At 59.7% G+C, this 26,215-nt stretch carries 22 protein-coding genes; 16 read left to right on the top strand and 6 right to left on the bottom strand.

Translation table 11 applies throughout. The features are described from left to right. Positions 1–254: 254 nt before the first annotated feature. The gene (locus HMPREF2942_RS04725) at positions 255–1,568 is read left to right on the top strand and encodes a S1C family serine protease (protein ID WP_070688514.1); all 1,314 of its coding nucleotides are present in this window, start codon (positions 255–257) and stop codon (positions 1,566–1,568) included. 209 nt (positions 1,569–1,777) lie between these two features. On the opposite strand, the gene HMPREF2942_RS04720 is transcribed toward HMPREF2942_RS04725, so the two are convergent. Both HMPREF2942_RS04720 and HMPREF2942_RS04715 read right to left on the bottom strand, forming a co-directional pair. After that, complete coding sequence (locus tag HMPREF2942_RS04720) at positions 1,778–2,425, bottom strand: uracil-DNA glycosylase family protein (protein ID WP_049337860.1); 648 nt, start codon at positions 2,423–2,425, stop codon at positions 1,778–1,780. A 1-nt stretch (position 2,426) separates the two neighbouring features. Next, positions 2,427–2,894, bottom strand: coding sequence for a tRNA (cytidine(34)-2'-O)-methyltransferase (locus HMPREF2942_RS04715; protein WP_005508556.1), 468 nt, complete (start codon positions 2,892–2,894; stop codon positions 2,427–2,429). Between the two features lie 182 nt (positions 2,895–3,076). Here HMPREF2942_RS04715 and HMPREF2942_RS04710 point away from each other — a divergent pair, with 182 nt between their 5' ends. The 10 genes from HMPREF2942_RS04710 (at position 3,077) to secA (ending at position 16,981) form a co-directional block, all read left to right on the top strand. After that, complete coding sequence (locus tag HMPREF2942_RS04710; RefSeq protein WP_049354270.1) at positions 3,077–4,324, top strand: cysteine desulfurase family protein; 1,248 nt, start codon at positions 3,077–3,079, stop codon at positions 4,322–4,324. 195 nt (positions 4,325–4,519) lie between these two features. Next, positions 4,520–5,743, top strand: a complete 1,224-nt coding sequence (mnmA, locus tag HMPREF2942_RS04705) for a tRNA 2-thiouridine(34) synthase MnmA (protein ID WP_012903202.1) — start codon at positions 4,520–4,522, stop codon at positions 5,741–5,743. 101 nt (positions 5,744–5,844) lie between these two features. Continuing rightward, positions 5,845–6,234: a chorismate mutase gene (locus HMPREF2942_RS04700; RefSeq protein ID WP_044150288.1), complete on the top strand. Its 390-nt coding sequence runs from the start codon at positions 5,845–5,847 to the stop codon at positions 6,232–6,234. Positions 6,235–6,384: 150 nt separating this feature from the next. After that, positions 6,385–7,692: a uroporphyrinogen decarboxylase/cobalamine-independent methonine synthase family protein gene (locus HMPREF2942_RS04695; RefSeq protein ID WP_070688513.1), complete on the top strand. Its 1,308-nt coding sequence runs from the start codon at positions 6,385–6,387 to the stop codon at positions 7,690–7,692. Between the two features lie 55 nt (positions 7,693–7,747). Then, a complete protein-coding gene (mtrA, locus tag HMPREF2942_RS04690) occupies positions 7,748–8,449 on the top strand; it encodes an MtrAB system response regulator MtrA (RefSeq protein ID WP_080974466.1) in 702 nt (233 codons plus the stop codon). Positions 8,450–8,483: 34 nt separating this feature from the next. After that, positions 8,484–10,238, top strand: a complete 1,755-nt coding sequence (gene mtrB / locus HMPREF2942_RS04685; protein WP_049337856.1) for an MtrAB system histidine kinase MtrB — start codon at positions 8,484–8,486, stop codon at positions 10,236–10,238. 234 nt (positions 10,239–10,472) lie between these two features. Then, positions 10,473–12,179 (top strand): LpqB family beta-propeller domain-containing protein, encoded by a 1,707-nt coding sequence (locus tag HMPREF2942_RS04680; protein ID WP_070677939.1) that lies wholly within the window; start codon positions 10,473–10,475, stop codon positions 12,177–12,179. A 36-nt stretch (positions 12,180–12,215) separates the two neighbouring features. Further along, positions 12,216–13,142, top strand: a complete 927-nt coding sequence (locus HMPREF2942_RS04675; protein ID WP_083313466.1) for a ComF family protein — start codon at positions 12,216–12,218, stop codon at positions 13,140–13,142. 209 nt (positions 13,143–13,351) lie between these two features. Then, positions 13,352–13,993, top strand: coding sequence for a ribosome hibernation-promoting factor, HPF/YfiA family (gene hpf, locus HMPREF2942_RS04670; RefSeq protein WP_239662278.1), 642 nt, complete (start codon positions 13,352–13,354; stop codon positions 13,991–13,993). 372 nt (positions 13,994–14,365) lie between these two features. Next, positions 14,366–16,981: a preprotein translocase subunit SecA gene (secA, locus tag HMPREF2942_RS04665; protein WP_049342199.1), complete on the top strand. Its 2,616-nt coding sequence runs from the start codon at positions 14,366–14,368 to the stop codon at positions 16,979–16,981. A gap of 124 nt (positions 16,982–17,105) precedes the next feature. On the opposite strand, the gene HMPREF2942_RS04660 is transcribed toward secA, so the two are convergent. Continuing rightward, the gene (locus tag HMPREF2942_RS04660) at positions 17,106–17,783 is read right to left on the bottom strand and encodes an Rv3235 family protein (RefSeq protein WP_049342198.1); all 678 of its coding nucleotides are present in this window, start codon (positions 17,781–17,783) and stop codon (positions 17,106–17,108) included. Between the two features lie 94 nt (positions 17,784–17,877). Then, positions 17,878–18,840 (bottom strand): LysM peptidoglycan-binding domain-containing protein, encoded by a 963-nt coding sequence (locus HMPREF2942_RS04655; RefSeq protein ID WP_070593942.1) that lies wholly within the window; start codon positions 18,838–18,840, stop codon positions 17,878–17,880. 213 nt (positions 18,841–19,053) lie between these two features. Between HMPREF2942_RS04655 and HMPREF2942_RS04650 the strand changes: the two genes are divergently transcribed. Further along, complete coding sequence (locus HMPREF2942_RS04650) at positions 19,054–19,716, top strand: histidine kinase (protein WP_236146102.1); 663 nt, start codon at positions 19,054–19,056, stop codon at positions 19,714–19,716. A gap of 183 nt (positions 19,717–19,899) precedes the next feature. Here the strand turns inward: HMPREF2942_RS04650 and HMPREF2942_RS04645 are convergent, their stop codons facing one another. Then, entirely contained in the window at positions 19,900–20,133 is a 234-nt protein-coding gene (locus HMPREF2942_RS04645) for a helix-turn-helix domain-containing protein (protein ID WP_005505378.1), read from the bottom strand. Positions 20,134–20,494: 361 nt separating this feature from the next. Between HMPREF2942_RS04645 and HMPREF2942_RS04640 the strand changes: the two genes are divergently transcribed. The 3 genes from HMPREF2942_RS04640 (at position 20,495) to HMPREF2942_RS04630 (ending at position 24,831) form a co-directional block, all read left to right on the top strand. After that, positions 20,495–21,187, top strand: a complete 693-nt coding sequence (locus HMPREF2942_RS04640) for an SAF domain-containing protein (RefSeq protein WP_049337893.1) — start codon at positions 20,495–20,497, stop codon at positions 21,185–21,187. Next, positions 21,184–22,860 (top strand): CpaE/TadZ family protein, encoded by a 1,677-nt coding sequence (locus tag HMPREF2942_RS04635; protein ID WP_049342196.1) that lies wholly within the window; start codon positions 21,184–21,186, stop codon positions 22,858–22,860. Before HMPREF2942_RS04640 ends, HMPREF2942_RS04635 begins: the two co-directional genes overlap by 4 nt. Before the next feature lie 396 nt (positions 22,861–23,256). After that, entirely contained in the window at positions 23,257–24,831 is a 1,575-nt protein-coding gene (locus HMPREF2942_RS04630; protein ID WP_070634486.1) for a sensor histidine kinase, read from the top strand. A 155-nt stretch (positions 24,832–24,986) separates the two neighbouring features. On the opposite strand, the gene HMPREF2942_RS04625 is transcribed toward HMPREF2942_RS04630, so the two are convergent. Beyond that, the gene (locus tag HMPREF2942_RS04625; RefSeq protein WP_005505386.1) at positions 24,987–25,235 is read right to left on the bottom strand and encodes a WhiB family transcriptional regulator; all 249 of its coding nucleotides are present in this window, start codon (positions 25,233–25,235) and stop codon (positions 24,987–24,989) included. A gap of 473 nt (positions 25,236–25,708) precedes the next feature. On the opposite strand from HMPREF2942_RS04625, the gene HMPREF2942_RS04620 reads away from it, so the two are divergent. Further along, the gene (locus HMPREF2942_RS04620; protein WP_070666235.1) at positions 25,709–26,149 is read left to right on the top strand and encodes an alpha-N-acetylglucosamine transferase; all 441 of its coding nucleotides are present in this window, start codon (positions 25,709–25,711) and stop codon (positions 26,147–26,149) included. Positions 26,150–26,215: the final 66 nt, after the last annotated feature.

Here is a 26,215-nt window from a genome sequence, read left to right as displayed (position 1 = left end):
CGAGTGCTTTAAAAGAGAAACCTGAGAGTAACGAAAAATAGCGAACAAAGCTCCAAAATAAACTAGCCGTCGGGTGAATCGCCGGGTGCCTCAAGACCGGCTAATCTACCCCAAATGAAAGGGCGAGAGAAAAATTCCCAGGGAACTCCCCGATAACCAACAGCAAAAAAATATCGAACGCCATAAAACACCCTCTACAGTAGAAAGATAGCGTGCGCCCAGGGTGACGCACACGCGCGACTCTAGGAGAACTTATGACTCAGAACAACGGATGGTCTTACGGCGGCAATGACGGCGTCACGGATGCAACCCGTCCCATGCAGAACGTGAGCGGACAGGCAAACTACCAGCAGGGTCAGAACGCATACCCGCAGGCATATGCCTCTCCCGGATACACCTACCCCCAGGCAGCGGCTGCTCAGGTCGCTTCGGCACAGTCTGCACCCCAGAACACTGAGAACAACAAGCGTTACGGCGCCGGTGTTGTGCTCACCGCAGCTCTGCTCGCAGCCCTCGTCGGTGGTGGCGTCGGCGCGGGCGTCGGAGGCGGCATCGCGGCATCGAACAACAGCTCCTCCAGCTCCTCCTCCCGCGGCTCCGTGAGCTCCAATATCAGCAACTCCTCCACCGTGGCAGGCGTAGCAGAAACCGCGAAGAAGGTCCTGCCCTCTACCGTGACCATCGTTGCTTCGAACGGCTCCTCCTCCGGTGGCGGTAGTGGCGTTATCCTCGACAAGGAAGGCCACATCCTCACCAACCACCACGTGGTTACCCTCGAATCTTCCAGAGAAGCATCCACCATTGAGGTGCGCCTGAGCGACGGCACCGTACGCACCGCAACCGTAGTGGGCCTGGACTCTGCCGCTGACCTGGCGGTCCTGAAGATTAACCCCTCCGGCCTGGACCTGCAGCCCATCACCTGGGGTGACTCCTCCAAGCTGGTCTCCGGCGAGGTAGTGGTTGCCCTCGGCGCGCCGTATCGTCGTAGCGAATCGGTAACCTCCGGCGTGGTCTCGAACGCAAACCGCGTGCAGCCTGCCGACACGAAGGGCCAGAACTACATCCCCATGGTTCAGGTTGACGCTCCCATCAACCACGGTAACTCCGGCGGCCCGCTGGTGAACCTCAAGGGTGAACTGGTCGGCATCAACGCGCAGGGCCAGGCAAGCCAGGACGGTGGCACCGCCGACGGTATGGCGTTCTCCATTACCTCCAACTACGCCAAGCGCATCTCCTCCGAGATCATCGCCAAGGGCAAGGCAACCCACGGCTACCTGGGTGCGAGCGTGAAGAACAGCCCTGCGGACACCGGTTCGGGCTCGTCCAAGCTCATCCCCGGTGGCGTTGAAATTGCCTCGGTAGAATCTAACAGCCCCGCCGCGAAGGCAGGCCTGCGATCCGGCGACGTCGTGATTGAAGCCGACGGTCACGCCGTGACCAAGAGCGAAGAGCTCAACGGTACCGTACGTGCCGCAGCGGCAGGTTCTGATCTGAAGCTGAAGGTTAAGCGCGGCTCCTCCACCCATGACATCACCGTGACCCTGGGCGACGCCGACAGCCAGAAGTAAACAGCCAGAAGTAAAACGCGCTCTGCTTTGAACGGGTAGAAACGCGGTTGGGAAACACCCGCTCAGCCGGCTCTAGTGTTCAGCAGGACTAACCGCTCAGCATGAGCGCACCACGGCGTACGCAAAGAAAGCTCCCACCCCATACGCGGGGTGGGAGCTTTCTTTCGTTAGTACAGCAAACTGTATTGGCGTTGTAGATTAGGGGAGAATTAGACGTCCTCGAGAACCTCACCCACGCGCTTCTGCAAAGCCGGGACAACCTCCTGCTCGAACCACGGGTTCTTCGCCTGCCACCTAAAATTCAGTGGCGAAGGATGCACTAGCGGCAGGAATCGCGGAAGGTAGGACTCCCACGCACGAACCGTCTCCGTCAGGTTCTTCTGCGCCTTCGGGGCGTGCACACCATCCAGGTAGTGCTTCTGAGAGTACGCGCCCACCAGCAGAATCAACTGAACATCCGGCATGAGCTCGAGCAGCTGTGGATGCCACTTCGGCGCGAAATCCTTACGAGGCGGGTTATCGCCGTGCGCGCCCTTGCCGGGGTAATAGAAATCCATCGGCAGCAGCGAAATCAGGTCGGGATCGTAGAACTGCTCGTCCGTCACGCCCATCCACTCGCGCAGCTTCACTCCGCTCGGGTCATTCCACGGGATGCGGCTCTCCTGCGCGGCACGCCCCGGCGCCTGACCAATCACCACGATGCGCGCCTTTGGGGACGCCGAATAGACCGGCTCCCAACCCTGCTCCGTGAACTCCCTATTCTGCGGATCCTGGCGAATCTGCTCAGCCAGGGGAGGGCGCGTCTCCAGAATCTGCTGAACCAGCGGTTCCGGCAGATTATGGTGTGCTGCAGCCATGCTAGATAGCGCCTCCCTCAAAACCGTTCTGACGCCACGCCTCAAAAATCGCAATGGACGCAGAATTAGCCAGGTTCAGCGAACGGCGACCCGGCTTCATCGGAATCTTCACGCGTTCGGTCACGTGCGGGTCCTGCTGAACCTCAGCGGGCAGACCCACCGACTCCGGACCAAACATGAACACGTCACCGGGACGGTACTCAATATCCGCATACGACGTCGAAGCGGTCGTCGTGAACGCAAAAACACGCTCCGGGGCGAGTGCCTCCCACGCATCCTCGAGGGTCTCGTGCACCGTCACCACCGCCAGGTCGTGGTAGTCCAGACCCGCACGGCGCAGATGCGCATCATCAAAGTTAAAGCCCAGCGGCTTCACCAGGTGCAACTCAGCGCCAGTAATCGCCGCCAAACGGATAGCATTGCCGGTATTGCCCGGAATCTCAGGGGTATAGAAAAGAATCTTGAACACGTTCCTAAGTGTACCGCGCAGCCCCCGACCAGCCCGGAACAGCCCCCGACCAGCATTGAGCGTCCCGGGGCAGTAGCGCTCGCCGACCCAGCCGCAGGTGAACACGCCTAGAAGAGCTCGGACAGGGCGCGATAAAATAAGCGAGGCGAAAAAAGTCGCCAAACAACCCAGCAGGAGGAACCATGAGCGCAGAAACCAACCGTCAGAACGGCCGCGTCTACCTCGACCACGCCGCCACCACCGACGTACTGCCCGCCGCCATCGACGCCATGGTCGAACAGATGCGCAACGGCGGCAACCCCTCCTCCCTGCACGCCGTAGGACGCGACGCCCGCGCCACCGTCGAATACGCCCGCGAACGCATCGCCCGTGCCATCGGAGCCGACCCCGCCGAGGTTATTTTCACCTCCGGCGGCACCGAAGCGGACAACCTCGCCGTTAAGGGCATCTACTGGAAGCGCCGCGAAGAAGACCCGCAGCGCACCCGAATTCTCGTCTCCTCCATCGAGCACCACGCCGTGGAAGAAACCTGCGAATGGCTCGAAAAGGCAGAAGGTGCGCAGCTCGAATGGATCCCCGTAGACGAGCACGGTAGCGTCAACCCGCAGACCGTTCGCGAGCTCATCGAAAAGAACCCCGAAGATGTCGCCCTCGTGACCGTCATGTGGGCGAACAACGAGGTCGGCACCGTACAGCCCATTCCTGAAATTGCCGCTATCGCCGCCGAATACGGTATTCCCGTGCACTCGGATGCGGTGCAGGCATTCGGTGCGGTCCCCATTGATTTCCACGCCAGCGGGGTAGCGACCCTCGCCATCTCGGGCCACAAGATCGGCGGCCCCATGGGCATCGGCGCGCTGGTTGCAACCCGCGCCGTGCAGCTGACCCCCGTGCTTCACGGAGGCGGTCAGGAACGCTCCGTACGCTCCGGCACCATCGACGCGCCCGCCATCGCAGGTTTCGCGGAGGCCGCCGTACACTCGGTTCAGCACCTCGACGAAGAATCCGCCCGCATCGCCGCGCTACGCAACGAACTCGTTGCGGCAATTAGCGCGCTTATCCCGCAGGCGCACCTGAGCGGCGAAAACCCGCTCACCGAAGAATACCCGGGCCAGAAGCGACTGCCCGGCAACGCCCACTTCACCTTCGAAAACGCCGAAGGAGACACCCTGCTCTTCCTGCTGGACATGCAGGGCATCAGCAGCTCCACCGGCTCCGCCTGCAACGCCGGGGTGACCCGCCCCTCCCACGTGCTCATGGCAATGGGCATGGACGAAGACACCGCCCGCAGTGCCCAGCGCTTCACCCTCGGCCACTCCACCACCGGAGCCGATATTGCGCGCCTCATCGCGGCACTACCCGCCGCCTACGAACAGGCTGCAAAGGCGGGACTGTCCTCGCAGCTGCCGGACGCCTCCCGCTGGCATTAGAAACCCAGAAGAGAAGATACCGAACCGCCCTCAGCCTGCAATCTCAGCGTTCGCTGAGGGCTGGCTGAGGGTGCACTGCCCAATATCCCGCCGAGCCCCTGCGTACAATGGGTAGCTACAGTAACGGAAAGTCCGCCCGCACACAGGGCACGCTCCGAACGTTCCTAGAGGCTCAACACAACAGAAGGATAGGCAGTGAAAATTCTTGCAGCTATGAGTGGCGGCGTTGACTCCGCAGTCGCCGCAGCCCGCGCCGTAGAAGCAGGACACGAAGTAGTCGGCGTTCACCTAGCCCTATCCCGCATGCCCGGCACCCTGCGCACCGGCTCCCGCGGCTGCTGCACCCTCGAAGACTCCATGGACGCCCGCCGCGTCTGCTCCCAACTGGGCATCCCCTTCTTCGTCTGGGACTTCTCCGAACGCTTCAAGGAAGACGTCGTCGACGACTTCATCTCCGAATACGAAGCCGGACGAACCCCCAACCCCTGCATGCGCTGCAACGAAAAGATCAAGTTCGCCGCGCTACTCGAACGCGCCCTCGCACTCGGCTTCGACGCCGTAGTGACCGGCCACTACGCCCGCGTCATCACCACCGAAGACGGCAACCGCGAACTGCACCGCGCTGCCGACTGGGCGAAAGACCAGTCCTACGTGCTCGGCGTGCTCACCCACGAACAGCTCAAGCACGCCTGGTTCCCCCTGGCGGACACCCCTTCCAAGGCACAGGTGCGTGCGGAGGCGGCAGAGCGCGGCTTCTCCGTGGCGAAGAAGCCGGACTCCTACGACATCTGCTTCATTCCCGAAGGCGATACCCGCGCCTGGCTGGGCGACCACATCACAATGCGCCCCGGCCTCATCAAGGACACCCACGGCGAGGTGCTCGGCGAGCACCCCGGCGCGCAGGCATACACCGTAGGCCAGCGCAAGGGCCTGGCACTGGGCCGCCCCGCCGCCGACGGCAAGCCCCGCTTCGTGCTGGAGGTGCGCCCCAAGGAAAACGAAGTTATCGTCGGCTCCCGCGAGCTGCTTGCCGTGCACGAAATCCGCGGTATCCGCGCCACCTGGGCGGGCGTACCCGTAGAACAGGCGGCACGCTTCCTGGAAGAGCCCGCACAGCTGGGCGCTCGTAGCGAAGAGTTCGAGGTGACCGCACAGGTGCGCGCGCACGCTGACCCGGTCCGCGCCAAGGCGTACATGACCTGGGCACCCGACCCCGAAGCTGAAGAAGAAGGCACGCTGCGCCTGGAAACCGTAGTGCGCCTCCTGGACCCGCTCTCCGGCGTGGCACCGGGACAGACCATGGTGCTCTACCAGGGCACTCGCGTACTGGGCCAGTCCACCATCGCCCGCGCCTACTCGCTGGACCGCGAAGACATTCAAGAAACCCTGTCTGCTGGCGCCTCCACCAGCGCCGACTAGCCGCACAGAATAGCCGCGTACCCCGCTATTCGCAGCTGTTGCCGCAACAGCCTGCTCGAGCGCAACGCACAGAAGACCACAACCGGACTGAGGAGAGACCGATGACTGCCGAACACACTTCCTGCGAATTTGACCCCCACGCCACCTCCATGGGCGATGAAGTCGCGCCGGAGGTTTACGAGGAGCTCTTCGCCATGCGCCGCTCCATCGACAACTTCGATGCAGCGTTGGTGCACATCCTCGCGGAGCGTTTTCAGGCAACCAAGCGCGTGGGCGTCCTGAAGGCTGAGCACAACCTGCCCGCCGGCGACCCCGGCCGTGAAGAGGCACAGATTGCTCGCCTGCGTGCCATGGCGAAGGAATCCAGCCTGGACCCGGAATTCGCGGAGAAGTTCCTGAACTTCATCATCTCTGAGGTGATTCGCCACCACGTGCGCATCGCGAACGAGCACGCTGACCAGGACGAAGAGACTGAAAAGTCTGAAAGCTAAGACTTTCTAAGATTTCACCCTCTTCGAGATCTCAGCCTCTCCGAAAAGCCCCGCTCTCATCCCTGCTGAGCATCCATCGTGCTGAGCGTCCAGCGGCAGAGCATCGACCCGCCCGCACTTTTCCCTAACCTGTCTTAACCTCACTCGTTTATGCCCCCTCAATCTTCCTCCCGCCAGAATGCCCGCACCGAGCCGGTGCCGGAGCGCCTGCTACTGCCCGGTGAGTACCGTGCCCCCGAAGGCGACGAACTGACCGAGCAGGACCTTGCTACGCTCGCTACTGAGCGTCCGCTGGTGCGCGCTAGCGGTCGGGGTGATTTTCCCGGCGATGATCTGGCTGAGGCGATGTCCCGTGTAGAAGGTGAGCTGGGTTCCCCGCACTTGCCGTTCCTGCCGCATCTGCCGGCGTTGGGCTGGCGGGCTACCCCGCTGGCACGCACCCTGGCGGTGTGCGAGGGACTTGCCTTTGACGGTGTCTCGTTTGGCTGGCGCATGGTGCATAGCGGCGGCAGGGGAGCGCGCGAGTCTGCCTTGGCGAAGGACCGTCTGCTCTCCGATATCAACCTTCTAGCTGACCGTGTGGGCGCGCAGAAGAAGAGGTTCACCTCCGGTGTTGAGGGCTCCGCTGCGGTGTATAAGATTCAGCTGGTTGGTCCGCTGACCCTCGCAGCCAGCATCTACCTACCCGGTGGCGAGCGTGCCATCAGTGATGCAGGGGCGAGCCGTGACCTGCTGGAATCGTTCTTGGAAGGACTGGAGCGTTGGGTGGAGTCTCTGCGTGAGGCTCTGCAGTCTCCCCAAGCGCTGATTGCGGTGCAACTGGACGAGTCGGAGTTTCAGCGTCTGATGGAGGGCTCTATCCCTACGGTGAGTGGCTTCCGTTCGTTGCCTTCGCTGCAACCTCACTACTATCAGCAGGTGTACCGTCGGGTGGCGGAGCGTTTTGTCGAACTCAATCTGCAGCTCATTCTGGATGTGGACGGCACCGCGCTCAAACCGGTGCAGGAGCTGAAGCTTCTGACCCAGCCCCGTCCTGCCCTTGACGCTTTGGCGCTGTTGAAAGCTATGCAGGTCGAGGGTGCCGCTCCCTGTGCTTTGCTGTTGCATCCTGACCGTGCCCGGTTGAAGGGTCCGGGCATGCTGCAGGTTCCTCCGCTGAGCGATCCTCGTTCCTGGGAACCTGTGGCGCAGCTTTTGGAGGCTCAGGCTCAGCTGTGGCTGCCGGTGGTGACTTCTGCACGGGTTCCTGATCAGGTGCGCCGTCTGTACAGCCTGTGGCGTGAGGTTGGTCTTGAACCGACGCAGTTGAATGCGCTGGGTTTGATGGCTGATGAGCACCCGCAAACGGGTTCGGTGCCTTCTGCACCCACCCCGGGTATGGTGAGTGTGCTGGACGCCACGGCTTCGTTGGCTCGGGTGACAGATTGTGCCCGTGCATTGGCTGAGTGCGCGGTATGATTGGAGAATCAGCATTTTTATGTAAGTATTTACGACTTTTCTTTAGGGAGGTACTGTGAGCGCAAGCGACGCACACACCATTTTGGTGGTTGATGACGATGATGCTCTGGCGGAAATGATTGGCCTCGTGCTCGCGCAAGAGGGCTTTAACGCTGTTTTCTGCGAAAATGGCGGCCGCGCTTTTGAAACTTTTATGCGCTCCACTCCCGATTTGGTGCTTTTGGATTTGATGCTTCCTGGCATGAACGGTATTGAAGTCTGCCAGCAAATTCGCCGCTCTTCTAATGTGCCGATTATTATGTTGACCGCTAAAAGCGACACTGAAGATGTTGTGAAGGGTCTTGAGGCTGGCGCTGATGATTACATTGCTAAGCCTTTTAAGCATGCTGAGCTTTTGGCGCGTATTCGCACTCGTTTGCGTCCGCGTGAGAGCCGCCAGCTGGTCGTGTCCATTGGCGATATTGTCATGGATATGGATGGTCGTACCGTCAAGTACCACAGCACTGAGGTTCCCATGACTCCTCTGGAGTTTGACCTGCTGGCTGCGCTGGTGCGCCACCCCGGTCAGGCGTTGAGCCGTCAGGAACTGCTGGATATGGTCTGGGGTTACACTGATGTGAGCGATTCGCTGGTAAACGTGCACGTCCAGCGTCTGCGCGCTAAGTTTGATGAGCTGGGTGCGGATCGTTTTATTCAGACGGTTCGTGGCGTTGGCTATAAGATTCCGACCGAGCTGGTGGGATCTTCCGGTAGCTAATCGGAACCTATTCATAGGCGAAGGGATAACCTGATTGTCTGTTGCGAAGTCGAGCCATGAGCACGGCGCTTTGACGGCGGAGGCGGTAGCCTCCGCCTCTTCGCGTACCCGCACTTCCAAGCCGCGTAAGGCGAAAAAGCAGAGTAGTAGGAGCCTGATGCAGCGCGCTCAGCGTCTGTGGAAGGAATCTCTGCAGTTCCGTGCTTTGGGCACTGCGGGCATCATGATGTTCCTGAGCTTCTTGATGGTGGGTTGGTCCTTGTCGAGCCAGATTGCGACGAGTCTTTTTGAAAATCAGAAGGGTCAGGCGCTGGCGGAATCGGAGAGTGGTTTCCGTAACGTTCAGAGTGTGCTGGACTCCTCTGAGGCTCGTAGTGACAGCGAGATTCGCCGTAATGTGAGCCGTACCCTGACCGTCTTGGATGCGGGTAGTTCGGGTAAGCGCAATTGGATTCTTGTGCCTTTGGAAGGTCAAGGTAAGCAGGGCTTTATTCCCGAGCAGAGCAGTAATAATTCTTTGAATTCTTCGAGTATTCCGAATGATTTCAAAACAACTGTTCGCGATAAAGAGGGTATTTTCTGGCAGACGTCTACGGTGACTACTGTCGAAAATAATCGTGAGCGTACCTATCCGGTGCTTATTGTTGGTACACATATTTCTATTGCACAGAACCCTAATTACGGTTTGTTCCTTGTGTACGATATGACGGATTCTTCCGCCACGATTGCGCATATTAACTTTGTTCTTTTTGGTGGTTTCTGTGCACTGCTTACTGTGGTGCTTTCTGTGGTGTGGATTGTGACTCGTTTTGTGGTCCGCCCGATTACGCAGACCGCTATTACCGCTGAGAAGCTGGCTGCCGGTGACCTGGATCAGCGTGTGTCTGTACACGGTGAGCATCAGGCGGCGCGTCTGGGCTATTCCTTCAACCTGATGGCTGACTCGCTGCAGGAGAAAATTGTTCAGCTGGAGCGCCTGTCGACTCTGCAGCAGCGATTCGTTTCTGACGTTTCGCACGAGTTGCGTACCCCGTTGTCGACGGTTCGTTTGGGTACTGAGCTTCTGTACGATACGCGTGACGAGATGGAACGCACGCAGAGCCGCACCGTGGAGCTTCTGCACGATCAGGTGGATCGTTTCCAGTCGATGCTTTCTGACCTGCTGGAGATTTCTCGTTTCGATGCCGGTAGCGCAATGCTGACCATCGACACTGAAGACTTCATGCGTGTGCTGTCGAATATTCTGCAGGAGGCTCTGCCGCACCTGGAGCGCACGAATACTAAGCTGAACGTGCATACGAGCCATGAGAGCATCATGGTTGATATGGACCGCGTGCGTATTGAGCGTGTGCTGCGTAACCTGCTGTACAACGCGATTGAGCACGGCGAGTCCCGCCCGATTGACGTGTACGTCGGTGCGAATGCCACGAACCTGGGTGTTGCGGTGCGTGACCACGGTATCGGTCTGTCTGAGGATGAAGCGGTTCAGGTGTTCAACCGTTTCTGGCGTGCTGATACTTCGCGTAAGCGCACCCTGGGCGGTACGGGTCTGGGGCTGTCGATTGCTGCTGAGGATGTGCGTCTGCACGGCGGCACGATTGAGGCGTGGGGCGAGAAGGGCCGCGGTGCCTGCTTTACGATGAACCTGCCGCTGATTCACGGTGCGCCTTTGGGTGAGTCGCCGGTTCTTGTGACGGGTGAGCCTGAGGCAATCTCGCATCGTTCGGCGACTGCGAAGGATACGCTGCCCAATATTGCTCCTCGTGTGAACATTGAGGACGAGCTCTAAGGGGTTCGGGCGGGGAGAGGCTTACGCTTCTGCCGTATATGGGTATGTTGGTGTTGCTCGGCTGTATTTACGCTTATCCTTGCGTATTTGCACTGTTTACCCAGTACAATCAATGCAGGTATATTTTCACGGTGTTGCTATTTCACTGTGGTTATCTTTTCACCGCGCTGCGATGGCCTGCAGCGTTAGCAGGTGATGGTTTGTCTTTGTTCGTAGAGGAAGGTTAAGACCTCCATGTCTCACAGGGCTATTGTTTCTCGACGCGCCGTGCTGTCTTGGGGTGCGGTGTCTTTGGCGACGCTCGTGAGCTCTTGCGCGGGTCTTCCCTCAAACAATCGAGTGACTCAGCACAGTAGCGGTCTGGAAGTGAAGAGTGTTAATACTTCTCCGGCGCGTGCGCCGGGTCCGCTGGCGGGTGCTACTCCCGAGGCGATTATTGAGGGCTTCGTGCGTGCTGGTGTGGATAGCATTGAGAATTATGCGGTGGCGCGCCAGTATTTGAGTTCTTCTTTTGCAGGCCGTTGGAATCCTATGGGTACGACTCGTGTGTACCGTAATACGGTGCAGCCTCGTAGCGACGATAGCGGAACTGCCGAGGGGATGTACCATGTGCGTTTCCAGCAGACGGCGACTGTGAATAGTCAGGGTATTACGAGCACCTTCCCGGAGGCTCAGACTGAGACTCAGGATTTTACGGTGGTCATGGAAGATAACCAATGGCGCATTAGCTCCTGCCCGGATGGTTTGTGGCTGGACGGCGCTGAGTTTGAGCGTGTGTTTAGCCCATGCCGCCTGTATTTCTATGATCGTGCGTTCCGTTATGCTGTGCCTGATATCCGCTGGTTCCCGCATACGGACCGTTACTTTGAGCTGCTGGTGCGTACCCTGATGGCTGGCCCGGCGTCCTACCTGAAGGATGTTGCGTTCTCGGCGTTGAACGAGTCTATGCACCTTGAAGCCGCGAGCATGAGCGATAACCAGGATGTGCTGGTTCGCCTCTCCGGTGAGCACCTGGACGATAATCGTTTGGCGCGTGTGCGTGAGCAGATTGTGCACGGCTTGGAGAACTTCTCGGGTCTGGGCAAGACTGAGGTTTTCTATAACGGCACTCTGATTCCTGAGAACGCGCCGAGCGGCTTTTCTGCGGTGAAGCTGAACCCGGGTGTTCCTGCCCGCACGGTTGCTATTAATTCGAACGGCCAGATGGTGGCGCGCGATGACTATATGAGCAATGCGGGTGAGCAATTGCTTCTGCGTGGCGTGACCCAGTTGAGTTCCCCGGCGATGGGCTATTCGGCGGATGTTTACGCCTGCTTGGCGAACGATGCCGCGAGCCTGTACACGGTGTATCAGGGCACTGCCCGCCGCGTGTGGCAGAGTACCGCTCTGACTGCTCCCAGTTTTGATGCGTATGGCTGGGTGTGGGCAGCCGATGGTGAGGGTATTGTTCGTGCCTTCAAACCGGATTCTGAGGATGCAACCGAGCGTGAGCGCGGTGTTGATATTGGTCTGTCCTGGCAGCGTAATTTGAGCTTTACGAGCGTGAACGTTTCACACGATGGTGCCCGCATGGCGATTGTGGCCTCTACTGAGGGTGCGTCGGCTGTGATTATTTCCGGTATTGTGCGTGATGATGCCGGTAAGCCTCTGCGTCTGACGGAGATGGTGCGTCTGAGCTCTTCTGTGACTCCGCGTAATGCCCGTTGGGCTGGCGACCAGAGCGTCGTGGTGGTGAACGTGAAGAATGGTGAGTCTGAGGTGATTTCCCTCAGCGGTGAAGAGACGAAGCTGGACCGTTTGGATGGTGTGATGACCATTTCGACGGCGGATAATACGTCGAATATTATTGCTCACCGTTCTGACGGTTCGTGCTACCTGATGGAGGAGCGCGGCTGGATTCGCCTGGACACGACCCTGCACGAGATTAGTTACGCCGGTTAGCCTCGGGTAGGCGCGAGCGAGGAAAGGGTGCTTTCGGTGAGTTCAGTACAGCGTGGTTTGAACGATTCCGTGAATGGGTCCTGGAGCAAGTCTCTGGCCGGGCTTGCGGGCGCTCTCAAAAGCGCCGGCGGGTCTTTGGGTGAGGTGCTGATGCCGCGTACCTGCCCGTGCTGTGCGGTGCCGGTGGCGTACGGTGCCGGCTCACCGCTGTGTGAAAGCTGCCTGCCGCAGCTGCATTCGGCGTTGGCGCGTGTGGAGCGAGTGCAGGTTCTGCAACCTCTTGATGGCGCGGTGGTTCCTGAAGTGCGTGCGGCATCCCGGTATGAAGGGATGATGCCGCGTGCACTGTTGGCGTTGAAGAACGCTGGTCGCACCGATTTGTTGCCCCTGCTGGGTGAGGGTTTGGCGCGTAGCGTGTACGAGCTTCTTCGGGCGCATCGGATTGAGCTTCAGAGCGGGCCGGGGTCTTCTATCTCTTCTGTGGGCACCTCCGCCGCACCAGTTGAGGTTCTGCTGGTTCCGGCACCGTCCTCTGCGCAGAGTGTGCGCCGCCGCGGCTATGCGCCAGCGAATCTTTTGGTGCAGGAGGCGGCTCGGCAGCTCAATCAGCGTCTGCCTGCCTCGGTGCGAGTGCGTGCCGTGGATGTCATCGGGTATGCGCCTCGCAGCCGGCGGGGGAGCGGCGCCTCCTTATCTTCTCGTGTGGGCGCTTCTCTCCTCGGTGCTTCTGAGACAAAGAACGAGCAGAAGAGCCTGGGCGCTGTGGGTCGTGCCGAGCGGATGCACGGTGCCTTGCGCGTTATGGAGCCTGCCCTGTGCGCGGATCGGGTGAGCATTATTTGTGATGATGTGGTGACCACCGGTGCGACCGCCTCTGAGATGGTGCGTGTGCTACAGGAATCCGGTTCGCGGGTGCTGGGCGTGTGTGCTGTGGCGGCGGTACCGAAAAAGGCTCAGACATAGCGTTTCTTGTAGTTAGTTGCAAGAGGTACACGATTTTTAGCGAATAAAGTTCGCAGACGGACGAATAGCTATTATTTAGGCTAAATATTTGTCATATCTAGTGATATGAAACATGTTTCGTACTAAAATATATACAAGGGAACGGCATTGAAGTCGAACCCCCGTACCGGGTCCAACCGGACGCGGTATAAGCCCCCAACCTGGAGGGAATGATCGTGGAAGTCAACATCTACGGCCGCAATATCAAGGTCACCGAACGCCTGGAAGAATACGTGAGCGACAAGGTTCAGAAGTTCGCTCAGCTCGGCGATAACGTGAAGGACATCGACGTCAAGTTCAGCAAGGACGGTCATCTGGGTGGCGAGTCCATCCGCGTTGAGATTACCGTTGTTGGTACTGGTCCTGTCCTCCGTTCCGAAGCCCAGGGTCACGACAAGTTCGCGGTCTTCGATGAAACCTACGGCAAGCTCCTGGAGCGTCTGCGCCGTGCACGTGACCGCCGCAAGCTGCACAAGCGCGGTGGCAAGCACCCCGTCTCCGTGGCGGACGCTACCGGCTCAATTCCTGTGGTTACCGAAGCAATTACCGAGATTCTGCTGCCGGATATTCCGGTGGAAGAAGCAGCATTCGATAACAGCGAGGTCACCCTCGCCGACGAGGCAGCATCTCCCATCGAGATTCGCCACAAGAGCTTCAAGGGTGAGCGTCTGACTCCCGCAGAAGCTGTTGACCGTATGGAACTGGTCGGCCACGACTTCTACCTGTACATTGACAGCGAGACCGGCGCACCGGCTGCGGCATACCGCCGTAAGGGCTGGAGCTACGGCATCATTACTCTGGATAACGAGTAAAACCCAACGTACCTGCTGGTAGCTGAAGCGGCATGCCCAGCGAGCAGGCTAAAGACCCGGGCGGTCTGGAAACACGCACTGTGAATCTCCAGGCCCCCGGGTTTTTCTCTGCCTTCTACAGCTGAGGTTCTCGACTCGGATTCTCAGCGCGGGGATGCGCCCGCCCCCGGAACCCGGTGCTCCCTCCACCTCAGCCAGAGGATGAACGACGCGCAACGTCACCAAATGTCACCTCGTGGGCGTACAGCGTAAAAAATAGCTCGGACGGGCGAATTAGGCGGCTCTGCCATACAATATGTAGGAAGGCCTCACCGCGCGCACTCTCGCGCGCCCTTGGTGAGGGTACCGAAACAAGCAAGGAGTAGAAGCTCAGTGGCATCTTTCTTGGAGAAAATCCTCCGAACCGGCGATAAGAGGGTTCTGCGACAGCTCGAAGCGTACACCAAGGCGGTGAACTCGCTCGAGGACAGCTTCGCATCTATGACCGATGAGGAACTGCGAGCAGAGACCGACAAGTTCCGCGAGCGCGTCAAGGACGGCGAATCCCTCGACATTATGCTGCCGGAGGCCTTTGCGGTGGTCCGTGAAGCATCCAAGCGCACCCTGGGCAAGCGCCACTACGACGTGCAGCTTATGGGTGGTGCAGCGCTACACCTGGGCAACATTGCCGAAATGAAGACCGGTGAGGGTAAGACCCTCGTCGCGACCCTGCCCGCGTACCTGAACGCGCTGAGCGGCAAGGGCGTGCACATTGTGACCGTGAACGACTACCTGGCTGAGTACCAGGCGAACCTCATGGGTCGTGTGTTCCGTTTCCTCGGCATGGAGTGCGGCGTGATTCTCTCCTCCATGGAACCTGATGAGCGTCGTAAGCAGTACGCCGCAGACATCACCTACGGTACGAACAACGAGTTCGGCTTCGATTACCTGCGCGACAACATGGCGTGGACCGTGGAGGAGCAGGTTCAGCGCGGCCACAACTTCGCCATTATTGATGAGGTGGACTCCATCCTGATCGATGAGGCGCGTACCCCTCTGATCATTTCCGGCCCCGCAGCCGGTGAGGCGAACCGCTGGTACGCAGAGTTCGCGCGCATTGCCGCGACCCTGCTCAAGCGCGGTGAAGACTACGAAGTAGACGAGAAGAAGCGCACCGTCGGCATCCTCGAATCCGGCATTGACAAGGTGGAAGACCACCTGGGTGTGAAGAACCTCTACGAATCCAAGAACACCCCGCTCATTGGCTTCCTGAACAACTCCATTAAGGCGAAGGAGCTGTTCACCAACAACAAGGACTACGTGGTCATCGACGGCGAGGTCCTGATTGTTGACGAGCACACCGGTCGTATTCTGCCGGGCCGCCGCTACAACGACGGCATCCACCAGGCGATTGAGGCGAAGGAAGGCGTCGAAATCAAGCCTGAGAACCAGACCATGGCGACTGTGACCCTGCAGAACTACTTCCGCATGTACGACAAGCTGTCCGGTATGACCGGTACCGCGGAAACCGAAGCGGCAGAGTTCATGAACACCTACGAGCTCGGCGTGGTGCCCATCCCCACCAACAAGGGTGTGCAGCGCATCGACAACCCCGATAAGGTGTACCGCGACGAAATCGCCAAGTTCAAGGCGGTCGTCAAGGACATTAAGGAACGCCACGAAAAGGGCCAGCCGATCCTGGTGGGTACCGCAAGCGTGGAGAACTCCGAATACCTTTCTCGCCAGCTGGCGAAGGCAGGCGTGCGCCACGAGGTGCTGAACGCAAAGAACAACGAGCGTGAGGCTGCTATTGTTGCGCAGGCGGGCCGTAAGGGTGCCGTCACCGTGGCAACCAACATGGCTGGTCGCGGTACCGACATCATGCTCGGCGGTAACCCCGAATTTGAGGCCGTCGAGAAGATGCGTGAGCTCGGCCTGGACCCGAACACCAACTCCGAAGAGTACGAGGCACGCTGGCCCGAGGTTCTGAAGGCCTGCGAAGACGCCGCTAAAGAAGAGCATGATGAAGTCACCAAGCTCGGTGGCCTGTACGTGCTCGGCACTGAGCGTCACGAGTCCCGCCGTATCGACAACCAGCTGCGCGGTCGTTCCGGCCGCCAGGGTGACCCGGGCGAGTCCCGCTTCTACCTGTCGCTGACCGACGAACTGATGCGCCTGTTCAACACCGGCATGGCGACCCGCCTCATGGCGGCAGCCCCCGAGGACTCCGCACTGGACTCCAAGATCGTTAGCCGCGCTATCGCTACCGCACAGGCAAACGTTGAGGGCCGTAACGCTGAGCAGCGTAAGAACGTGCTCAAGTATGACGACGTGCTCAACCGCCAGCGTGAAGCGATTTACAAGGACCGCGGTCGCATCCTGCACGGTGACGACCTGAAGGAACAGATTTCCGGCTTCGTGGACGAGGTGCTGACCACCATCATTGACGCCCGCGTCTCTGAAGGCCACGCCGAGGACTGGGACTTCGACGAGCTCTGGAGCGCCCTCAAGCAGGTGTACCCCATCTCCATCACCGTGGACGACCTGGCAGAGGACGCCGGCGACCGCACCAAGATCACTCGCGACCAGATCGTGAAGGAAGTTTTGGCGGACGCACACCTCATCTACGAGGAGCGTGAAAAGAGCGTCGGCGAAGAGAGCATGCGCGAAATTGAACGCCGCGTCATGCTGTCCGTCATTGGTGAGCGCTGGCCCGAGCACCTGTACGAGATGGAATACCTCAAGGAAGGTATCGGTCTGCGTGCAATGGCTCAGCGTGACCCGCTGGTCGAGTACCAGCGTGAAGGCTACGACATGTACCAGTCGATGCTCGGTGCGGTCCGTGAAGAGACCGTGACCTACCTGTTCAACCTGGACCTGTCCAAGCAGCGTACTCAGGCTTCTGCTGTGCGCCTGGCTGAGCCTTCGCGCCCGAAGTTCCTGCAGTACTCCGCCCCCGATGAGGACGGTCACGAGCAGGTTCACGTTGAGCGCACCAAGGAGAGCTAGCCTCGGTGTAAACCCGGCGTAAACCCGAAAACGCTATAGACGCAACAGAGAGGGTGCGAATCCAATACCGGATTCGCACCCTCTCTGTTTGTCTGTGTGTTTTGTAGGGGAAGCCGGGGAAGCCTTAGTCTTCGTCCAAGCGGCTCTGCGGCTGCTCGATGGAGGTAATCAGCCACATGCCGTGAATCAGCCGCATCTGCATGGTCACCACGCGAACCTTATCCGCACAACGCAATAGCGCCACCGCCTCGTAAAGCTCCTCGTGCACCTTCTGCGCTCGCACCCGCAGCAGAACCGGCGGAAGAGTCAACAGCATCTCCTTGCGCACCTGACGCGGATTTTTGGGGAAGAACGGTAGCAGACGGTGGAAACAATCTGCTGACACCCACTGCGCCAGCTGCTGACGCGAACGACGAGCCGACATGATCTCCAGGTAAGCAATCGCCACACCCGCGCAACGACCCTCCAACTGGCGAGCCAATGCATCCGCAGGACGCAGCGGGCGGCCCCTCTTCACTACCTTCGGGCGTTGCGCCGAATGCTGCTCATAACGCGGCAGCGGCAACAGCGAATAGACCGACGCGCTGTTCCGCCTCTGCACCAGAGCCATCGTGCCCTGCCCCTGCTCCGGTAGCGGAGCGACCTGCTCGGCACTCGCGGGCTGGGGCACCGACTGAGCCACCGGCTGGGAGGTGCGAGCCGCCTGACGCTTTGAATACGGGCTGGCAGGCTGGTTGTCGCGGGAGGCAGGCTGATGCGGCGGGGTCCACGGGGAACGGGGGAGAAGGTTGGAGAAGCTCATGACGGCTCCTTTCGGTGCAGGGGTATGTGAGGTGAGTCGAGCGAACGAAAGACTGTTGGGATGAGGCGGAATGGGGTGGAAGACGCGGGTGAGGTTAGTGAACGGGCTGTTCGGGGATCTGTAGAACCTGCCCCTCGTAGAGCAGCTCGGCGTTCTGACCCAGAGCGTCCTTATTCGCCTCGTAAATATCGAGAGTGTAGTCGTAAATGGTGGAGGCGTCGGTGCCTTCACCCAGCTGCTCGGCGGCAATTGACCAGAGCGTATCGCCCGCCTGGACCGTGTAGGAGTAGGTGCCCGCCTCAGCGCGGGGTGGGGAGAAGAACGGGCTGCGATCCTGCAGCGAGCCTGCCGCCTCCGAAGGCTGAGGAGCCAGGGGAATATCGGGAACCTCAGCAGAGAGTGCCAGAGGAGTAGCGGACTGATCCGGGGCCGTATCGGAGAGAGCCGCATCTGCGTTGGAGCCCGGGCTGGCATCTGCCGTCGCGGTGCCCATTGAAGCTGCAGCGCCCATTGAGTCTGTGGTCATGACCGCCGAAATAGTCGTTTGCGGCATGCCCTCCGTGCCGTTTACCCCGGTGTTGCTGGGCGTAACCACCGTAGCTTGCGCGGGAGCCAAGACCGCCCCCACTCCAAGAGCCGTGCCGCCAAGTGTCAGAACGATGCGGCGCATAAAACGCGGACGGAAAATTGCCGGAACCTTCAGCACCGCGCGGTCAGCGTTGTGGCTCGAAACGCGCAAAGACCAAGCGTAGAAGAGCGCGTAGATAAAACTGATGAACCACCAGGCGGTAATGAGGATTGCTACCGCGCCAGCGCAGAGCAACGAAGCATCTGCCAGCGGGTGTGCCGAGGGGATGCGGTGCAGATTCACGCTTAACGCGCCCAAGACCGCGGCGGAAAGTAGGGGAGGGGCGATGAAGAGCAGAGCATCCTGGTAGCTAGCTTTGGTGCTGGTTTCGTGACCTGCGTCAGCGCCGGATGCCAGAGAAGCAACGGATGCAAGGGGATGCGAAGCGAAGGCTGCGGGCGCCTGACCCGGCGTGGAAAGATGGTCCACAATGACCTCCAAATGGTGTGTTTGATGTGTTTTGGTGTTGCTTCATTTATACAGGAAGTCACGCTAAAAATGAAGCAAAAAGCATCAAAATGCATGAAAAACATATAATTTGGTGGAATTTGGTATAAAAATCAGGTTTGAGAATCATCATCTGACCAGAAAATGTCCCGGTTCGTATCCGCCCCCATCCTCAGGTAGGGTCATAGCATGAGAATGGAAAAGTTCCTACGAGACATTGAGGCGCGCCTCGCCTCCGAACGCGCCTGGGATATGGAACAGGACGCCCGCCAAGTCGCCCGCGTCCAGTACTCCACCATCACCCTCGACGACCGCCTCCTCGCGCAGGTCGGCGGCCCCATCCGCATCTGCGCCACCGACATGCAAACCTACGAAGGCAAACTCGAAATGGTTGGCGAAGAATGGGTCAGCATCGAAGCGCGCGGCGAGAACATCATCATCCCCCTGCGCGGAATGCTCTGGTGGGAAGGTGGCATCGCGCCTGGGCGCGCCGATATTCGCCCCGAACGCTACCGCATGAAAATTCAGCTCGCCCTCCGCTCCCTCGCCATGGCGCGCGAACCCGTCCGCCTCTCCCTCGAGGGTGGCACCGTCAGCTACGACGGCGTGATCGAGCGAGTCGGTGCCGACTTCCTTGAACTGCGCCTGCTCAACGGCGGCCAGTACCCGCGCATCTATGAACGCGACCAGTACGCGCGTGCAGCCTACAGCGCGCAGGGAACCTATGGTCAGGGTGGTTATGGGCAGGCTGGTTACGGTCAGGGTGCCTCCGGCTACTCCCGTGCACCTCGCGGCGCCGGCGTGCGCACCATTCCGCTGGCTCGCGTCAGCGCGGTGATTGCCCGCATTTCACGCTAAAAATATGCGACAAATAGCGGGTGATGCCGTCGGAAAGGGCCTTAGTGTAATGTCCTACCCGACAAGCATAAACACCCGCATCAAAGCATAAATACATACAAAAAGGTCCGCCCCTCTCATGCGAGAGGAGCGGACCTTTCTAAAACACTCGAGCATTACGCCCGCGAGGTGTACGTCGAAATACTAATCGACCTTAGCCTTTGCAGTGAGCTTGCCGGAAGCAATCGCCTCCAGAGTCTGCTCGTGGCGCTCGGTAATGTACTCTTCAAAGCGAGAGCGTTCAATACGCCACTGGTTACGTCCACCAATCTGAATGGCGGGAAGTTCGCCGCTACGCACCAGAGCGCGCACCTGCGAAAGCGAAACCTGCAGCTCCTCGGCAACGTCGCTCAGAGTGAGGAAACGAGGTGCAGTCATCGAATTGTTCCTTTCCGTGAGTGAAATCCTGGGCCCCTTAGCCACCGTTAGTGGCCTTTTACATAGAGTCCATACAGAACATCTATTGAGTACTTTCAGTATATGCCATCACCGTGAAATTTGCTCACAAAAAGCCTTATATGAGCTGAAAAGTTATCTAATCACCCCTTCAAAAGGGGCAAGACTCAAAAATATTTCATAAACACGACTCTTGTTGAGAGAGAGTACTAAATGAAATATGCTGTTAGGGTTAGTGTCAGAACCAACCAAAGCACTATCGAAAACACACCACTCGCTCATCGGTCAGTTGAACAACACCGGAATCACCGCCGGCTTCCGCACCGAAAGGCACAACCACATCATGCGCATACGACAGAACGCGACGAAGCGTTCCACCCTCACCGAGCCCCACGCCAAGCGCCTCAAAAGGCCCACCGTCAAGGATTGGCGATTCATCCTCGGTGTACTTCTCGTGCTCGTCTCCATCACCGGCGTGCAGCTCTACGTGCAAGCCAATAACAGCAAAACCGAGTACTACACCGCCAAAAGTGAAATCCGCCTCGGCGAGAAGATTACCGAAGACAAACTCGCCCGAGTCGAAGCGAACATAGACTCCGCCAAAGACAAGTACTTCACCCGCGCCGAAGCCGCACAGATGAACGGCAAAATCGCTACCCAGCGCATCCCCGCCGGCAACCTCATCAGCAAAGAATCGGTAGGCACTGAAACCTCCCCGGGGCGCCGCCTCGCCACCGTCAGCATTGACCGCACCGCCGCCTCCGCACTGAAGGCAGGCGAGCGCGTGGACGTGTGGACTTCCGGCCCGCGCAACCCCGACACCAAGAGCGATAACCGCACCGAAAACGGTGCCCGCGCCATCGTCACCAATGCCGAAATCGTTGCCGTAACGGTCGATGAGGGCGTGCTCGGCGCCAACGGCAAAGCAACCGTGCAGCTGTGGGTCAAGGAAGAAGCCCTCACCGACCTCGTGAAGGAAAGCAACAGCGACTCCAAGATCAGCCTCATCCCCGGCACCTACGGGGAGGGCCAGTGAACATCCCCGTCATTCTCTACGGCGATGACGGCTCGCTCCTGACCCGCATCGAATCCCAGCGCGGCCGCGTTTCCGTAGCGCGTACCGTGCAGGACTTCAGTGAAGCCGTCGGCATGGCGCACACAGGCATTGCCCGCGTGCTGCTCTGCGTCCACATGCCCGCAGAAATGAGCGCCTCCACCGTGGATGCGCTCGCCGCCTCCGAAGTGCTCCTGGCGGTTATCGCCCCGGACAACCTGCCGCTGCCCACGCATGCGCACCGCATTCGCCCCGAAGCGGCCCTCGAAGAGATCCTGGGCTCGCTCGAACAGGCTGTGGATGCGGCGCTCGCCCGACCCGCCGCAGGTTACGGTATTCCCGCGCAGATTCCGGCTCAGCCGCCCGTTCAGCCTGTTGCCCACCGACCGGAGGGCGTCTACGGTCAGGACGCCGGTTACGGCTACGACGCAGGCTACGGCTACGACAGCGGTTACGGTTACGGTTACGATAACGGAGCTGCTGGCCATGGGGCGGGCGGCTACGGCTACGACCCCGCCGCGGGTACTGCCGTAAACGCCGGCGCGCCCTACGGTGCCGACTACGGAAGTTACGGAATCGACCCCGCAGCCCCCGCCGGAAACGCACCCGGCGCACCCGGCGCGCATGACCCGGCGGAAGCCTCCTCCGTTGTGCCCAGCAACGAGGAATCCGTGCTCAGCCAGGCCGCCGCCATCGTCGACTCTTTCGCACCCGGTAGCGACTACGCCCTGCACATGCAGAACGAGAACAACGACGGTACCCTGCCGCAACACCCCGACATCAACCAGGACCCCGCCGCGCCCTCCCGCTACCAGCCCGGCCACCGCCTCGGCAAGATCGTGACCGTCTGGGGCACTCACGGCGCGCCCGGCCGAAGCACCATCGCATTCAATCTCGCCGCTCTCGCGGCGCAGCAGGGTCAGCAGGTCTGCCTCATCGACGCAGACACCTACGCGCCCAGCCTGGATGCGCTCATGGCGCTCGAGGATACCGGCTCCGGCCTGGCAATTCTCTGCTCGGATGCCGACCGTGCCCAGCTCGACGAGAAAAAGGCGGGCGCCATCATGGAGCGAGTGCCCCTCAAAAACGGCACCTTCGACTTCTTGAGCGGCATCACCTCCTCCTCGCGTTGGCCCGAGGTGCGCGCCCGCGCTTTCGCCGAGGTACTCGAATGGCTCAAGCACCGCTACGACCTGGTCATCTGCGATGTTGCCGCCCCCATCGAGGTCGATGAGGAACTGACCTTTGACGGCCTGGCACCGCGCCGTAACGCCGCGACCCTCACCGCGCTCGCCTGTGCCGACCGTGTGATTGCGCTCGGCGAAGCGGACGTCATCGGCCTGCCGCGCCTGATTAACCTCGCCCGCGAGGTGCAGGCACGCCCGGATCTTTTCGCCCCCGAAACGGATGTGCAGTACTGGCTCAACCGCAGCCGCCGCGAAGCCGCCGGGTTCAATCCCGAGGCGAAGATGCGCGATAACTGGGCGCGCTACCTGTCGGTTCCGCTCGCCGGCGTGATTCCGTACGAACGGAAGGTCATGGACCGTTTGCGCCGCAACGGTGAAGCGCTGCTGGAGGTCGCACCCCGCCACGCGGTCGTGCAGTCCCTGGAGGCTATGCTCGAGGGTATGTACGCGGTACGCCCCGGCGCTTAACTTCAGCCCCGGCGTACAGGTCCGTCAGCTACAACTAATGCCCGCCAGAGGCGGGCGAACGAAACCCCGGCGTATCGGTGTTTTTCTCGGTTTCTTCTAGGAACTGCAGAGCGCCGATATGCCGGGTTTTCTGTGTCTTTACGCCGGGTTTTACGTAGGGTTTTGGGCCGGGGTTTTGAATCGGGGAAGGTGACAATAATGCAGGGCAGTAGCGCGAATATTTCACCTCAAAGTTGAGGGGTTCATCTCATCTCAGGGCGTCATATTTGCGATTAAAAAGCGCGCTCCAAGAAATGCTCTGTAAACTATTCCACGTATTGTCGTTTGAATGGGATTTGCGGCGAACAAACCGTAAAATGGTTGAACACACCCGAACTTAGGGAAGCACACAAACATATGTCTTTTGCAGAAGGAATTATGAGCGCCTGCGACTTCGGTCCCGGCGACACTGAACGCGTTCACCTCATCATGGGCGAATGGCAGGTCATCTCTGACATCGCCCAGAGTGACCTGGTTCTATGGTTCCCCACCGACTACGTTGTTGCCGACGGCAGTTCCCCGGATGCCGTCTCCGGCCCCAGCGAAACCAGTACTTTCCGTGCCTTCGCGCACGTGCGCCCCTCTAACGTCCGAACCCTCTTCCACCACGACATCATCGATCACGACATGGAAGACGGAATCCGCGACGAAGCATACCGCGTCTGGATTGACCAGAACATCAGCACCTACACCGACGAAGGAAGCGGTGAAGGCGTTGGTGCCCGCCCGCGCGTACACGTAACCTTCGTGCCCATCGTGCGCAACAACCGCACCATTGCGTTGCTGACCAGCCACAAGATTGCCACACCCAGTGGCTACCCCTCCATCAGCGACGAGGTCTACGAATATACTGCTGATACCATGCTCTCCATGGTGCACTCCGGCCTGTGGCCCGACCCCCTCGCCCAGGGAAATAACACTCAGGGCAACCCCCGCGTGATCGACGGCATTATTGTGCTTGACCCCTCCGGTCGTGTGGTCGTCGCTTCCCCGAACGCGAACTCCATGTACAACCGCATGGGCATGACCGGCTACCTCGAAAAGCAAAACCTTGCCGACGTCACCCGTGCGATGCTTCCTGCCGGTGAACAGGCGGATGAAACCCTGCAGCTCGTCCTGGCGGGCCGTAGTGACCTGCGCACCGAATTGGTTATTGCTCGTGCCCGCGTGACCATGCGCTCCATCCCGCTGCTGGCACAGAGGCGCGCCCGTATCGAGCGTGAAGGCGCCGTGATTCTTTGCCGTGACGTGACCGAGTTGCGCCGCCGCGAGCTGGAGCTTATGACCAAGGACGCGACCATCCGCGAAATTCACCACCGCGTGAAGAACAACCTGCAGACCGTGTCCGCTCTGCTGCGCCTGCAGTCGCGTCGTATGACCACGGATGAGGCACGTCAGGGCCTGGAGCAGGCGATGCGTCGCGTGGCAACAATCGCTACCGTGCACGAGGCGCTTTCGCAGGGTCTGACTCAGAACGTCGACTTTGACGAGCTGATTGAGCGTCAGTTCCACCTTGCCGCTGAGCTTGCTTCCCCCGGCCAGCACGTGTCTACCAAGCTGATTGGTTCCTTTGGATCTTTGCCGAGCCAGTTCGCTACCCCTCTGGCGCTGGTTATCAACGAGGTTGTCGCGAACGCTGTGGAGCACGGCCTGGACGGTGAGACCGGCACTGTGACCCTCGAGGGTATTCGCGGTACCAACGATGAGGGGGAGAACATCCTCACCGTCGTGATTACTGATGACGGTAAGGGCATGGGCGATAAGAAGATTGAAGAGTCCGGCCCGAACGCCTACCGCCCGGTGACCGGTAAGGAAGGCCTGGGCATGCAGATTGTGCGTACCCTGGTGGCAAGCGAGCTGAACGGCTCAATCCGCTGGGAGGCTAACGAACCGACCGGTACCCGCGTGGTCATCACCGCGGTGCTCGTCTAAGCCCCTTCTCGTATGACATATAGAACTGCCGCCGCCCCGAGTACGGGGTGGTGGCAGTTTGCTGTCTAGATAGGTTCTGTATATGACAAAAGCGTGGTGCAGTGACTTTATATCACTGCACCACGCTTTTGATGCCCTATTGAATACTCCGGAAGTTAGGATGCACGGCGGGCACGAGCTGCGCGACGCTTCATCGCACGACGCTCGTCTTCACTGGTGCCACCCCATACGCCGGAGTCCTGGCCGGTCTCGATGGCCCACTTCAGGCAGACGTCTACAACCTCGCAAGAGCGGCAGACAGTCTTGGCCTCTTCAATTTGCAACAGGGCAGGTCCGGTGTTTCCTACGGGGAAGAACAGCTCCGGATCCTTGTCCAAACAAGCTGCACGACTACGCCAATCCACGGTGGACCTCCTTCATGATTTACGGTCTCACGCGGTGGCAAGACACATCTATTTTCCTGTGTGCGTGTCAAATACATCCGATGATGGGACGCTCACCCAGCGTTAGGGTGAAAATTGACTTATCAACTTTCGCATGTTGGAGCGGATGTGACAAGTACTTTTCTCTAAAAACTTCAGTATTACGCTGAGGCATCTATCACTTAGGCTAACCTTTGTCTAATTGAGAGGATGAGGAATCGCATGCTGACACACAGATTCTGCGTCGCGTCTCATGGGCGAGACTCGGGCGGCTGGGTGAGTGGCACCTCAGGCATAATATAAAGCGGTACCTACCCCTGAAATGCCGCACCGACGACGAGGCGGTGAACCCGAGACGGGGGAGCGCCCACCCGCTAACGCACCAACGCATCGACCAGCACATCGGACCGAGTACACCCCGGTCTGCCGCCGACACTACCCATGAGGAGCCCACCATGACGTCACGCCCGTTCAACGTCATCTATGCATTCGCCCTGACCGAAACCTTCGCAGCATACATTCTGATTCGCGGCATCCTCTACCCCTTTATCGTCAGCGGAATGTCTACCGCTCAGGCGATTGTGGGCGGTGTGCTCCAGGTGCTCATTGCCGCGGGCATGACCTACTTTGGCCTGCGTTTCTACCGCGGCCGCTTCGGTTCGCGCCTGCCCATGATCCTGATTACCCTCTGCGCCCTGTGGGTCACCGCAAGCACCCTCGTCATGAACGTGAGCGCTTACGGCCTGAACATTGGCCAGGTCATCACGATTGCGGGTGTTATTGGTGCGGCGGCTGCCTTCGTCTTTGTGCTCATGCCCAGTAGCCGCCGCTATATTGAGGCGGTCACCGAAGCATCGGGCGAAGAAGCGGAGAAGTACAGCCGCCGACGCCGCTAAACCCCTAGCGCGTAAACCCCTAGCGCCGCTAAACCCTAGCCGGCTTGGCTCTAGAGTGCTCAGCTC

Origin of the sequence: Rothia sp. HMSC071C12 (genome assembly GCF_001813895.1) — a bacterium.
GTDB classification, from domain to species: domain Bacteria; phylum Actinomycetota; class Actinomycetes; order Actinomycetales; family Micrococcaceae; genus Rothia; species Rothia mucilaginosa.
This window is presented reverse-complemented; position numbering and strand designations above follow the sequence as displayed.